Genomic DNA, 13,682 nt, shown 5'->3' with positions numbered 1-13,682 from the left:
CGTGTCTCGTTCGAGTGCGCAGCCCGTATCCGGCAGAGTGCATACCGTTACGGTATGAATCAGAGTGGTACCGCGTAAAGCTGACAACAGCCTTTCGTCTCTAAGGATTTATGGAGATGGAAGGCTTTTTTATATTCCAAAAACGAATAAATTGTAAATTAATGAAGATCCAATTCGAGGGAAAGGTGGTCATTCACATGAAAAATTACGAAAAATACACCAGAGGTTATTTTATGCCTCCGCAAACTAGCCTGAAATGGACACAGAAGGAGTACATCACCGAAGCTCCTACCTGGTGCAGCGTCGATTTGCGCGATGGGAACCAGGCTCTGGTCGTGCCGATGAACCTGGAGGAAAAGCTGGAGTTTTTCCAAGTGCTTGTCAAGCTGGGCTTCAAAGAAATCGAAGTCGGCTTCCCGGCTGCCTCCGAGACGGAATACGCTTTTCTGCGTACGCTGATCGAGCAAAATCTCATTCCTGACGACGTAACGATCCAGGTGCTGACTCAATCCAGGGAGCATATCATCCAGAAGACGTTTGAATCCCTCAAAGGAGCAAAGCAGGCCGTAGTCCATCTGTACAACTCCACCTCCGTGGCTCAGCGGGAGCAAGTGTTCCGGAAATCCAAGCAAGAAATTATCGATATCGCAGTAACCGGAGCCGAGCTTCTGAAAAAATACGCCGCGGAAACCGAGGGCAACTTCAAATTCCAATACTCGCCGGAAAGCTTTACTGGCACCGAAATTGATTTCGCGCTTGAAATTTGCAATGCCGTGCTCGACGTATGGCAGCCAACCTCAGATAACAAGGTCATCATTAACCTGCCGGCAACGGTCTCCATGTCGATGTCGCATGTCTATGCCAGCCAAATCGAGTACATGAGCGATCATATGAAATATCGGGATAACGTCATTCTGTCCCTGCATCCTCACAATGATCGGGGTACCGGCATTGCCGATACGGAGCTTGCCCTGCTCGCCGGCGGCCAAAGAGTCGAAGGAACGTTGTTCGGCAACGGAGAGCGGACAGGGAACGTGGACATTGTGACTCTGGCCTTGAACATGTACTCCCATGGCGTCGATCCGAAGCTGAATTTCGAGAACATCCTGGAAATCATCGAGGTCTATGAGCGCATGACCAAAATGAAAGTAAACGAAAGACAGCCATATGCGGGCAAGCTCGTGTTCGCCGCCTTCTCCGGCTCCCACCAGGACGCGATCGCCAAAGGCATGAAGTGGCGCGAGGAGCATAATTGCGAGCATTGGACGGTTCCTTATCTGCCGATCGATCCCAAGGATATCGGACGCGAATACGAAGGTGACGTGATCCGCATTAACAGCCAGTCCGGCAAGGGCGGCATCGGCTACCTGCTCGAACAGCACTATGGCCTGGATCTACCGCCAAAAATGCGCGAGGATTTCGGCTACCGCGTGAAAAATGTCTCGGATCGCCTGAGCAAAGAACTGCTGGCGAATGAAATTTACGATATTTTCAAAGAAGTCTACGTCAATATAAAAACGCCTGTGGAGTTCCTGAATTATCGCTTCACGCACCACGATGATTACGAAACGACGATTACGGTGAAAGAAAATGAAGAAGTCCAGGAGCTTAACGGTGTCGGAAACGGACGGCTGGACGCCATCAGCAACGCCCTGCAATCGAAGCTCGGCATCAGCTACAGCAACCTGATTTACAAGGAGCATGCACTTGAGGTAGGCTCCAGCTCCCAAGCGGTATCCTACGTCGGTATTACAGCAGCGAACGGCAAAGTCCATTGGGGCTGCGGCATTGATGTGGATATCATGACCTCTTCGGTCAAAGCGCTGTTCAGCGCCGTGAACAATATGACCCAAGAGCAACGCGAGCAGGCGGATGTCCAAGAAGCAGTTGCCAAAAAATAAAGGCTTGGAATTCGCCGCCACTCCGAAATCTATACTAACTTTATAACAACAACCATGTCCCCCACGGGACATGGTTGTTTGTTTACTTCAAATCAATATTCAAACGCTAACCCTATATCATCAAAATTTCGCGGATCTCCTCTTCCGTCAACGAGGATAGTGCCTCCTGCCCCGGCTGAATCACTTCATCGATCAGATTCCTCTTCTTCTGCTGCAGCTCGTACATTTTATCCTCTACCGTTCCCTGAGTCACTAAACGAATAACGTGAACCACCTTCTTCTGTCCCATGCGGTGTGCCCGATCAGCGGCCTGCTCCTCGACGGCAGGGTTCCACCACAGGTCGTACAATATAACGGTGTCGGCTCCGGTCAGGTTGAGCCCCGTTCCGCCTGCCTTGAGGGAAATCAGGAACACGTCCTTCTCCCCGCTGTTGAATCGATTGCAGAGCTCTACACGTTCCTCTGCCGGCGTCTTGCCATCCAGATAGAAGAAAGGAACGCCTTCGTATCCCAGCTCCCGCCCGATGATCCCCAGCATTTCCGTGAACTGCGAGAATATCAGCATGCGTTTCCCTGCGCTTCGGCACTCCTCCACAATTTCCAGCAGCTGCTCAAACTTAGCAGAGCTCCCGTCATAGCCATCAACGAAAAGGGCCGGATGGCAGCACAGCTGCCGAAGTCTGGTGAGTCCTGCCAATATTTTGATGCGATTCCGTGTGAAATCATCCTGATCCAGATGCTTGAGCGTCTCCTGCCGCAGCTTGGCCAAATAAGCGAGATACAGCTTCTTCTGTTCGGGAAGCAGCTCAGAAGCCTGCAGCGTCTCGATCTTCTCCGGCAGCTCCTTGAGTACATCGGTTTTCAAACGGCGAAGCAGGAAAGGACGTATTCTCTTGGCAATCATCTCTCGCGACAATTCATTAAATGCCTTCTTGCCAAGGAATAGCTCCGGAAATACCGCTTCAAAAATCGACCACAGCTCCTCCAGCGAATTCTCCACCGGAGTCCCGGTTAATGCGAACCGGTACTTCGCGTAAATGGTCTTTACAGCCTGCGCGGTTTGGGTCGTATGATTTTTGAAGGCCTGCGCTTCATCCAGCACGAGCGTATGGAAGGAACGTCCTTCATACAAGTCAACATCCCGCCTCAAGAGCGGATAAGATGTAATGATGACATCGATGCCGGAGGAACTCCTCATCGTTCGCCCCCGTTCTGTACGGCTGCCATCTACGATAACGGCTTTAATGTCAGGTGCGAATTTTTTCAGCTCATTTCTCCAGTTATACACCAGGGAAGCTGGGGCGACGATCAGCGCCGGAAGATCCTGCTGCCTGATTTCCGGAAGCACCGATACGATAAAAGCGATGCTTTGCAGCGTCTTGCCAAGCCCCATATCATCGGCCAATATGCCGCCGAACCGATAATGAGCCAGCGTCTTCATCCACTGGTAACCGTATTTCTGATAATCCCGCAGTACGGTATCAAGCTGCTCCGGCACAGGAAAATCCAGATGATCCGGGTTGCGCATATTGTCCAGCAAACGCCGCAACGCTTTTCCCAGCTTGACGTTATTCGCCGTCCCCGCATAGTTCATGAAATGCAGTCCGCGAACAGCGGGGAGACGGGCTTCCGAGCCATTCAAATCGGCTCTGCGGACTCCCATTTCATTCATTAAAGAAATAATCTCCTGAAACTCACTGCTTTCCAGCGGCATTAATGCCCCGTCCGGCATTCGGTAATATTTTCGCTTCTCTTCAAGCGAGCTGAGCACGTTTTTGATTTCCGCTTCCGGGATGCCCTGCATCTCAAACTTGAATTCCAGCCAGTCGGTCCGCTCATCCACATCTATTCGAATCTGCGGCGGCGCATGCTCCGTATACAGTCTGGCTTTCACCGCAGAGGTTGCATAGACGTCGAGCAGCTTCTCCAGCTCCGGCAGGACACGGTATAGAAATTCGTATTCGTCATCCTCATCATCGAGGAAATAGCCGCTCTCCGTTTGTGCGAATAAGCCGCTCTCCATCAGACTCATGATTTGCCCTTCTTTATCGCCATCGCGCATGAGTATGCGGCTCTCACCGCGCCGTTCATCATGGGGCGCTAACGGGTTAAAGACGATGTCGCCGTACTGGAACTCCAACCCGGCCAAGAGCCGATCTCTCACGCGATCCAAATACAGCCTGGCCGTCAAGGCCGCGTGAACGATTTGCTCCGAGATCGCTTGGCTCATCTGAACGGTGCCTAATTTTTTGAGACCGGGAACGACCTTTTCCAAGAAAGGCTCCATTTGCTCAGCCGAGATATAAATCTCATCGTTGCGCGAAAAATACAGCATATGCTTCAGCTCGGATAACCGGGTGCACTGCTGGGCAGGCAGCGGGATCAGCTTTTGACCGGACAGCACGAGTCCATACGCCTCCAAGACGATAAGCTCATCAAGTCCCTCGATATGAAGCTGGTATCCCTCCGAATCGTGCGCATCGAACTCGAAATGAAGCGGAATCGGCTCTTTGGAAATATCGAAAGAGTGAGTCCTTTGATGCTCACGCATGATTTGTACGGCGGAGTTGCCTGCCAGCAAGGGCTGCAATGCCTCCCAGGCAAAAGGCGGGACGAGCAGCATCCGGTCATCGCTGATCAGCTTATCGTATGCCGAATAGGTCGTGAGCTTGGAGCTCGTCTCCTGGTACATTCGTTCGTTACGGTAAATATGCAGCAGCTGCCGAATAACGATATCATCTTCGGGCTGGAAATAGTGAAGCTCAGGCACATACGTAAAATGCTTGGAGAACTCATAGGGTTCACCGCGTTCAACGCAGTCCAGAAATTCACGAATTTTTTGCACGATGTATAGCCGCTTCGTACCTACTTTAAGCTCCACGCCAAATAAATGCTTTTGAGCCCGATAGGGATGCAGTTTGCAGATAATTTCAACCTGCAGGGGCGTTTTCGTGTCCGCAAGGTGCTTCGTCATGCTGAATCGCCCTTGCTGCTTATCATCAAAAATCTTCAAAATCCCTTTAGTAACTCCTGTATCACGCCCAGCAAACGAATCGCGTTTAAATCTCTGCACACCATATGCCCCGCTTAATGATCCGGCGATCCCCCTGGTTTTCTCGGAATTCGAAGTATTTCTAGTGCTCATCGTGTTTCTGGCTCGCAGCACACCGGTCTCGTCTAAATTTGCGGTCAAGCTATGCGTCCGAACAGGCGAAGCCCCATCATGCTTTAATTCATGAACATGGATTAGAACTGCAGCAATATGCTTGCAATAATTATCGTAATTCTCATAAGCAGGACAGGAGCATTCGGCCTCCACATCCCCATCGCCATCGATTTTTACCTGAACACTGTAAATCTCCGTGCCCCGTACCGTCGCCGCATATTCCGAAGCTTTCGGATCTGCATCCGCGTCATTCAGATGTACTCGCCCATCCTGATAGTATTTATTTCCCCGCTTATAACCAACCTCGCCGCACAGCAATTTGATGACCCTTGTCGTCAACTGAAAGCTCATTCCTCTGTCCCTTCCCATCGAAAATAAAAGTTATAACCATAAGCTCCGAACATTTGAAAATATCTAGCTAATATGATAACAGAGTAAGAAGGTTTTAATCAAAAAATAGCAAACCGAGCAAGGAAAACCGGATACCATGAAAACATGAATAATGCCCATGCCTTGCGGGAAAAGAACTGCATACTATGAATGAATAAGACTTAAAGCAGGTGATATGCTTGGCGAAAAATAAAAAGTCACAACGACAAGATATTGAATTGGCAGAACTTACTGCCGACGATTTGGCACTTATCGCCTCCGGGCTTAGCGTGTTAAGCAACCTATTCACCATTTGGTCACTGCTGAAAGTACGGGAAGAAACCGAAAATTTACAAAATGACTAAAAAGGCGCTGGAGTAAAATTACCCCGCGCCTACAGTTTGCCTGTATCAAATTACCGCCATCTCATCGCCCGCTTGCTCCTGTGTTCCTAATACCATTTAACCGAGCTCCTTCTCCGGCTTCGTTTCCTTTAAGCGCAGCCTCCGCCATTTCCAGATGAACCAGAAAATCAGCAGCGCTCCAACTCCAGTACATATGTATTTCAAGTAACTCTCGACGAGCGCAAATATATGCTGCCACTGCTCGCCGAATATATAACCGATGCTAACGAACACGAACACCCAAATCGCCGCCCCCGTGTAAGCATAGATTGCAAATGTCCGATAAGGGATCCGGATGATTCCCACGAAATAACCGAAAAATTGTCGAACACCGGGTACAAAAAAACTGATTAACAGCATCTTGTTTCCATATTTGTCATAGGTACGTCTCGTCTTCTCGATCTGGGAAGGTTTGAGAAAAATCCATTTCCCGTAGCGTTCCACAAGCGGCGCCCCTACCTTATAACCGATCCAATACGTTACCGACACGCCGATAGACGCTCCAGCAAAAGCGACTACCATCGCCGGTATCCAGCCGAATACGCCTTTATAGGCTAAATAACCTGTAAACGTAAGCGTCGTTTGCCCCGGAGGCAAGGGGAGGGCGATAAAATCTATAGGAAGTCCAATCAGCAATACCAGATATCCATACTGCTTGAACATCAGCTCAATCCACTCTAACACACTCATCAGAAATCTCCTTATTCCGAACCAATACCTTGAATGAAAATGAAGGGTTACTTACAATTTCGCTACTTATGAATTCCCACTAATCCATGTTACCAAAACGATCCTACAAGAGGCAATCTCCATCCTAGAAGCTCGATTCATAAAAATCTCAGACACCTCTTCCTAGGCTATAGCATAGGATGTCATCAGCAAAGCACAATGCATGATTAGTGGAGGTTAAACTTATGGCACCAAATGAAAGTTATAAGCAAGTGGTATATCAGGCCAATCCGAATGCAGTCCAAACGATGAAGGGCATGAAAGATCAGCTTCATAAGATCGGTAAGCAATATGCGAATCGACCTGTTCGCGTACAAACTGTTGACGGAGTAACCTACGAAGGTTTGTTGTCGCATGCAGACGGCGGCCTGTTATTCCTCGTCATTCCCGGCCAGCAGACTGGCGGAGATCCGTCATACGGGCACTATGATCATTACGGGAATTATGGACATTACGGGCACCACGGTTACTCGGGACATCACGGCCATCATGGTTACCCGGGATATCCCACTCCTACCCCCTATGGGTCGCAGGGAGGCGGCTATGCCCCGTATAGCCGTGGATTGTATGGCTCCTATTACTACAACAATGTCATTCTCCCGTTAGTGCTGTATGAGCTGCTTGTCATTAGCTTGCTATAGCCGCGAAAGCGCAAAACACCAACACGCCGTCAATAAAAAAAGAACCGGACAGAGAGCAGCGGCCTGTCCGGTTCTCGGTCATGACAATAGCTCTGTTGCTTCTAGTCTGTCCAACAATTCATGGATAATAGACATTTCCTTCTCAAGCACTCCTTGCGTATATAAATATAGCTCTGGAGAATACATCAGATACTTATTATCTCCCACGTACGTAGACAGCTGCTCTAAGCGCTTCATTTTTTCCAATACATATTGCTCCCGATAGTCCAGCATTTTCCGCTTCGTCTCCGTAGACAGCAAATCATAATAAGCCAGCCGGATCGACCATTCATCATCGATCATTATCGTCTCCATCGTAAACGTGGACAAGCTTTCGTAGAACAGTTCATGCCCCGCTTTCGTGATCGAGTAGACATAACGATTGGGCTTTCCTTCTTGATACTCCAACTCCTTACTTACAATACCTCGGGCCTCAAATTGTTTCAATTTAGGATATAGCGAGTTGTTATTAATAATTTTCTGATTTCCCATCACGAAAATTATGCTCTTCTTAATTTCATAGCCATGCTTTGGCCCCTGCATCAGTTGGGATAAAATCAAAATTTCAATATCCATATTTTCCTCCAAATCAAACAATCGCCGGACAATCACTCGTAAAAAACTCTCCTGTATTTATTGTACTCCAACCATATAGGATGCGCCAATTTCGTGCGAACCGGGATAAAAATACCGCCAAGTTTAGTGATTAATTTCACATACTCTGTTCGCGCTTTGCTATACTATAGGTTAAAATAACCTATGATAATTTAACAATACAACTTCTTGGAGAGGATGTTCGTCGATGATGTACGCACATTTATTCAGCAGCGGAAAAATTGGAAGCATGGAGTTGAAGAACCGAGTTATTTTCCCAGCCATGGGTACAAAAATGAATGAGCCCGGCGGCTTCGTTAGTCAGCAGCTAATCGATTATCATGTGGCCCGAGCCAAAGGCGGCTGCGGTATGAATACCGTTGAAGTGACGACGGTTCACCCGACGGCAGCAACGAGTGATTCACCGGCCATTTACGGAGATCAATTTATTCCCGGGATGACAGCACTCGCCACCGCTATCCGCGAAGCTGGCGGCAAAAGCTGCCTTCAGCTATGGCACGGCGGAAAGGTTGCTGCCAATCCGCAGCAGGTTTCCTCCTCTCCTATTGCATTTCCAGGAATCTCCTTCACTCCACGAGAGCTGGCCACGGACGAGGTCGGAGAAATCGTGCAGGCTTATGCGGATGCTGCATACCGCGCCAAGCAAGCCGGCTTCGACAGCGTTGAATTCCACGCCGGACACGGCTATTTGCCGCAGCAATTCCTGAGCCCTGCCATGAATTTCAGACAGGATCAGTACGGCGGCTCCTGGGAGAACAGAACCCGCTTCGCCTTGGACTGCATCCGTGCCATTCGTATGGCGGTGGGCCGGGATTTCCCGATCCTTATGCGGATTTCAGCGATTGAGGATTTGCCGGGCGGCCTGACGCTGGACGATATGAAGGCTTTCTCCATTCTAGCGGAAGAAGCCGGAATCGACGCGATCAACGTCTCTCGCGGCGTTCCTACAGGCGCAGCGATTAAATACGAAGTTCCTCCGATCGATTTGCCTGTCGGCTTTAACGTAGACAATGCAACGCAGATCAAATCCGTTGTGAATATCCCTGTCATCGCGGTAGGCCGAATCAATGATCCGGCAGTAGCCGATAAGATCATCGCAGAAGGCCTCGCCGATTTTGTGGTCATCGGCCGTGCCCAACTGGCAGATCCTGAGTTCTGCAACAAAGCCCAAAGCGGACGGATCGAGGAAATCATCCGCTGTGTCGGATGCGACCAGGGCTGCTTTGACGCTTTCGTCAATCCGAATGTGCCTTTCATCAGCTGCATGTTCAACCCGGCGACAGGCCGCGAGAAAGAGTATGAGCTGCAGCCTGCAGCCACACCAAAAAGAGTGCTTATCGCAGGCGGCGGCCCGGGAGGGCTGGAGGCGGCTGTAACCTTAAAACGCCGCGGACACGAGCCTATCCTGTGCGAGAAGAGTAATGTACTGGGAGGTCAGCTCTATATCGCAGGCTCGGCACCTAGAAAAGAGGAAATGAAGGCAGCCGCAGTCAATATGGGTGAGGCGGCGAAGCGCGAGGGCGTAGATATCCGCCTGGGCACCGAGGTAACTCCCGAATTCATCGCTGAGCTTGCCCCAGACGAAGTCATCCTGGCGATCGGTTCTGCTCCAATCATTCCGCCGGTTGAAGGCGTCCATGCCAAGCATGTGCACCACTCTCACGATATTCTTTGGGGAGCCGTTCAGCCCGAAGGCGATGTTGTCGTCATCGGGGGCGGACTCGTCGGACTTGAGGTCGCCGAGCTGCTTGTCGAGCGCGGTAATAAAGTGACCGTCGTCGAAATGCAGGCGGATGTCGCAAACGACCTGGGCATGCTTCGTAAAATTTGCGTCATGGAAAGCCTATACGGTCATGGCGTCGAGCTGATGACAGGGAGCAAATGCATGGCGATCGAAGAGGGTCATGTAATCGTGGAGAAAGAGGGCGAACGGCTATCCATTCCTGCAGAGCATGTCGTCATGGCTGTCGGCTCACGTGCCAGAGACAAGCAGAACCTTGTCGATTACCTGCAGAACAGCGGCATACCTTATTATGTGATCGGCGATGCAGTACAAGCCCGCCGAGCGCTCAATGCGATCTGGGAAGGCGCTGAAATCGCAAGAACGATCTAATCTGGCCATAAGCATAATATAGGTAGCGAAATGGTATCATTACGCTTAAAAATAAAAAGGCAGGCGAGGATGAAATCATCCACGCCTGCCTTTATGCTGCATGCAGGTTATCCGAAGCGTCCGGAAATGTAATCATCCGTTCTTTTTTCCTTCGGATTTGTAAATATTTTATCCGTGTCATCGAACTCGACAACCTCTCCCATCAGGAAGAATGCCGTCTTCTCAGACACCCGAGCCGCTTGATGCATGTTATGTGTAACAATAATAATACAATATTCTCTCTTCAAGTCGGCAATAAGCTCCTCGATTTTGGAGCTGGATACGGGATCGAGCGCCGAAGCAGGTTCATCCATAAGAATAATGCTCGGACTTACCGCGATCGATCTGGCGATGCAAAGACGCTGCTGCTGTCCCCCTGACAGCGATAAGGCGGAGCGATGCAGCCTGTCCTTCGTCTCGTTCCACAAAGCGGCCTTCGTTAAAGCTTCCTCGACGATTTGATCCAGCTTTTTCTTATCTTTGATCCCATGATAGCGGGGGCCAAAGGCGATATTTTCATAGATGGATTTATGGAAAGGATTAGGTCTCTGCCAGACCATGCCGATCTTTTGGCGGAGCAGGACTACATCCGTCTTGGCATCGTTAATATTTTCATCGCCAATCCAAATCTCCCCGGTAATTTTTGCGCCGCTAATGAGATCGTTCATCCGGTTCAGACTGCGAAGAAATGTCGATTTCCCGCAGCCCGACGGGCCAATTAGCGCCGTTACCTGCTTGGATTCAAAATCAAGCGATACATTTTTAACCGCCTGCTTCTCCCCATAATACACGCTCAAATCCTTGACAGACAGTTCGATATTGCTCATAGAGGCTCCTCCCTATTTCGTTGCTGTGAATTTCTTGTGCATAGCACGCCCCAGCCAGCGTGCCAAAAGATTGAACGCTAGCACAGTGAGGATAAGTACGGCAGAAGCTCCTGCAGCAATTTCCGGAGCATCCGGAGCTAAGCCTTCCGAATTGATCTTCCAAATATGAACGGCCAGCGTCTCGGCAGGACGAAACGGATTCAAAGGCGACATCGGACTGAACGGATTCCAATCCGTAAAATCAAGTCTCGGGCTGCTCATGCCCGCCGTAAACAACAGGGCAGCCGCTTCACCGAATACGCGGCCTGCTGCAAGAATCGTTCCTGTCAAAATTATAGGCATAGCAATAGGTAGCATAATCGAACGAATCGTCTTCCATTTCGACAGGCCAAGGGCAAGACTGGCTTCCTTCTGTGCGACAGGCACACTGTTCATTCCTTGTTCCGTAATCCGCACCATCAGCGGCAAGTTAAACACGGTCAAAGCCAAAGCCCCGGAAAAAAGAGAAAAGCCAAAGCCAAACACGTTAACGATAACGAGCAAGCCGAACAAGCCAACGACAATGGAAGGGAAGGAAGACAACACTTCCACGATCAGGCGGATAAAATCCGTTACTTTACCTGGCTTGGCATATTCACTCATATAAATACCCGCGCCAAGACCTAGGGGTATCGTAATCAGCAAGGTTAATACTAGCAGGAACAGGGAATTGAACAGCTGCGGCCCGATACCCCCGCCCTCTTTTATCGTTTCTGGCGGCGAAGTCAGGAAGTCAAAGCTAATATGCCCCAGACCTCGCACAAGGATAAAGCCGAGCAGTCCGGCTAGAATGAGCACGATGAAGCCAGCCAATGTTACAATAACGGCTGTGGCAATTTTATCTGCTGTTTTTGCACTCATCGATTAGCCCTCCTTTCCAGCCACCGTACAACGAAGACGAAGATAAACGTCATCATCATCAAGATAAGCGCCAGTGTCCAAAGAACATTGTTTTGTACAGAACCCATTACGGTATTGCCCATGCTTAACGTAATTACACTTGTCAGAGTTGACGTGGATTCAAATAGCGAACCTGGGATATGCGGGGCATTCCCGATGACCATCTGTACGGCCAGCGCTTCCCCGAAGGCACGCGCCATGCCAAGCACGACGCCCGTCATTAAGGCCGGCAGCGTCGTAGGCAGCACTGTGCGATATAGCGTCTGCCATCTTGTTGCCCCAAGCGCATAGGAGCCTTCCTTTAAGCCGGGAGGCAATGCAGCGAGCGCATCCGTGGCAATGGACGTAATCGTTGGCAGAATCATAATCGACAGAACGGTAGCACCCGCAGCGATCCCTAAGCCTTGTCCCGGAAAGATGTCCCGGTAGAAAGGCACGATGACGCTCAGGCCGACAAATCCGTACACCACGGAAGGAATTCCGGCCAGAAGCTCGATGACCGGCTGCAAATATTTTCTACCGATATTCGGCATAATTTCGATCATGAACAAAGCCGCGCAAATACCTAATGGAGCAGAGATGAGTGCGGCGAGCAGAGAGGTGCTGAATGATCCGATGATAAAAGGCAAGGCACCAAAGATCGGAGGTTCTCCGTCCGGCTTCCACTGCGTACTGCCGAATATCTCTGCAAAGCTGATCCCGTCTTTAAAAAACGAGCTTAATCCTTTGGTAGCTACGAAATATACCATTGAAAAAATAGTCACTACCAGGAAGACGATACAAAGTGATGTAAATATTTTACCGGTCCATTCCTCGATAATATGTTGTTTTGGTTTTTGTCTTCTGCCGGTCTGAGCCATAAGACCTCTCCCTTTACACAGCACAGAAAGAGGCAGAAGATTCCGCCTCTTGTCTTGCCGTTATGATGTCGTTATTATTTTACAATATTGCCATCCACATCGCGTTTCACTTGCATTTTTCCGGCTGGAATATATCCAAGCTCAACGACGTCGTTGTTTTGCACATCATCGGAAGCCATATAGTCAAGGAAAGCTTTCACGACTTCATTTGGCTCGCCTTTGGTATACATATGCTCATATGCCCATACTGGATAGCTGCCGTTGGCTACATTCTCTTCATTCGCTTCAACGCCGTCATATTTCACGACCTTGATGGAATCGTCCAGGTAAGAAAGGGCTAGGTAGCCGATGGCGCCTGGTGTTTCTTTAACCAGCTTTTTAACCGTACCTGAGGAGTCCTCTTGAATGGAGCCCTGAAGGTCTTCTGTTTTTGTGCCCAATGCATATTTTTCAAACGTCGCGCGCGTTCCCGAGCTTGACGGTCTGTTTACGATTTGAATCTTCTGATCCTGTCCGCCGACTTCGTTCCAATTTGTAATTTTACCCGTGAAGATGCCAATCAATTGATCCTTAGTTAAATTATCAACCGTAATCTCAGGATTAATAACGGCTGCCATAGCGACAACTGCCACTTGGTGGTCAACCAACTCAGCCGCTTGAGCCGCGTCCAGCTTCTCTTCGGCAAACACGTCGGAGTTGCCGATATCAGCTTGTCCGCCGGATACTTGAGTCAATCCCGTACCGCTGCCGCCGCCTTGAACTTGGATAGAAACCTTTGGATGCTGATCCATGAACTTTTTAGAAGCTTGATCCACTAGAGGTTGAAGTGCAGAAGAACCAACAGCCAGGATGGAGCCGGATAGCTCAGATGCTGGTGTCTCATTTGCCGGGCTTTCATTAGCAGTGCCTGGGGCTTCTGCCGGATTATTGGACTTTGCCGCGTTGTTTTGACCGCATGCGGCCAAGGTGAATGTTAATACTAAAGTCAAAACTAACATCAAACTCTTTTTCATTGTTAAGGTTTCCCCCTTATTTGTTTA

The 13,682-nt window shown here is 49.6% G+C and carries 11 protein-coding genes and 1 other annotated feature (1 of these 12 running past the window's edge); of the genes, 4 read left to right on the top strand and 7 right to left on the bottom strand.

Going from position 1 to position 13,682, the window contains the following annotated elements:
• Positions 1-105 (top strand) — a binding site (T-box leader) (it extends 169 nt beyond the left edge of the window).
• Positions 106-197: 92 nt separating this feature from the next.
• Positions 198-1,901 (top strand): 2-isopropylmalate synthase, encoded by a 1,704-nt coding sequence (locus ACE3MQ_RS04870; protein WP_379391218.1) that lies wholly within the window; start codon positions 198-200, stop codon positions 1,899-1,901.
• A 112-nt stretch (positions 1,902-2,013) separates the two neighbouring features.
• On the opposite strand, the gene ACE3MQ_RS04865 is transcribed toward ACE3MQ_RS04870, so the two are convergent.
• Positions 2,014-5,418 carry a DEAD/DEAH box helicase gene (locus ACE3MQ_RS04865; protein WP_379391216.1) on the bottom strand — a complete coding sequence of 1,135 codons (3,405 nt, stop codon included), beginning with the start codon at positions 5,416-5,418 and terminating at the stop codon, positions 2,014-2,016.
• Positions 5,419-5,636: 218 nt separating this feature from the next.
• On the opposite strand from ACE3MQ_RS04865, the gene ACE3MQ_RS04860 reads away from it, so the two are divergent.
• Positions 5,637-5,801 carry a hypothetical protein gene (locus ACE3MQ_RS04860; protein ID WP_379391214.1) on the top strand — a complete coding sequence of 55 codons (165 nt, stop codon included), beginning with the start codon at positions 5,637-5,639 and terminating at the stop codon, positions 5,799-5,801.
• 96 nt (positions 5,802-5,897) lie between these two features.
• Here the strand turns inward: ACE3MQ_RS04860 and ACE3MQ_RS04855 are convergent, their stop codons facing one another.
• Positions 5,898-6,530: a DedA family protein gene (locus ACE3MQ_RS04855; RefSeq protein WP_379391211.1), complete on the bottom strand. Its 633-nt coding sequence runs from the start codon at positions 6,528-6,530 to the stop codon at positions 5,898-5,900.
• Positions 6,531-6,754: 224 nt separating this feature from the next.
• Between ACE3MQ_RS04855 and ACE3MQ_RS04850 the strand changes: the two genes are divergently transcribed.
• Positions 6,755-7,210, top strand: a complete 456-nt coding sequence (locus tag ACE3MQ_RS04850) for a hypothetical protein (protein ID WP_379391209.1) — start codon at positions 6,755-6,757, stop codon at positions 7,208-7,210.
• A 78-nt stretch (positions 7,211-7,288) separates the two neighbouring features.
• On the opposite strand, the gene ACE3MQ_RS04845 is transcribed toward ACE3MQ_RS04850, so the two are convergent.
• Positions 7,289-7,861: a PadR family transcriptional regulator gene (locus ACE3MQ_RS04845; protein ID WP_379391207.1), complete on the bottom strand. Its 573-nt coding sequence runs from the start codon at positions 7,859-7,861 to the stop codon at positions 7,289-7,291.
• Positions 7,862-8,051: 190 nt separating this feature from the next.
• On the opposite strand from ACE3MQ_RS04845, the gene baiCD reads away from it, so the two are divergent.
• Positions 8,052-9,977 (top strand): bile acid Fe-S flavoenzyme BaiCD, encoded by a 1,926-nt coding sequence (gene baiCD, locus ACE3MQ_RS04840; RefSeq protein WP_379391205.1) that lies wholly within the window; start codon positions 8,052-8,054, stop codon positions 9,975-9,977.
• A gap of 107 nt (positions 9,978-10,084) precedes the next feature.
• Here baiCD and pstB read toward each other — a convergent pair whose 3' ends face one another.
• The 4 genes from pstB to ACE3MQ_RS04820 form a co-directional block, all read right to left on the bottom strand.
• Entirely contained in the window at positions 10,085-10,843 is a 759-nt protein-coding gene (gene pstB / locus ACE3MQ_RS04835) for a phosphate ABC transporter ATP-binding protein PstB (protein ID WP_379391203.1), read from the bottom strand.
• Between the two features lie 12 nt (positions 10,844-10,855).
• A complete protein-coding gene (gene pstA, locus ACE3MQ_RS04830; RefSeq protein ID WP_379391201.1) occupies positions 10,856-11,743 on the bottom strand; it encodes a phosphate ABC transporter permease PstA in 888 nt (295 codons plus the stop codon).
• A complete protein-coding gene (pstC, locus tag ACE3MQ_RS04825; protein ID WP_379391199.1) occupies positions 11,740-12,642 on the bottom strand; it encodes a phosphate ABC transporter permease subunit PstC in 903 nt (300 codons plus the stop codon). Before pstC ends, pstA begins: the two co-directional genes overlap by 4 nt.
• Before the next feature lie 74 nt (positions 12,643-12,716).
• Positions 12,717-13,655 carry a phosphate ABC transporter substrate-binding protein gene (locus ACE3MQ_RS04820; protein WP_379391197.1) on the bottom strand — a complete coding sequence of 313 codons (939 nt, stop codon included), beginning with the start codon at positions 13,653-13,655 and terminating at the stop codon, positions 12,717-12,719.
• Positions 13,656-13,682: the final 27 nt, after the last annotated feature.

It is taken from the genome of Paenibacillus lentus (genome assembly GCF_042714055.1).
Lineage (GTDB): Bacteria > Bacillota > Bacilli > Paenibacillales > Paenibacillaceae > Fontibacillus > Fontibacillus lentus_A.
This window is presented reverse-complemented; position numbering and strand designations above follow the sequence as displayed.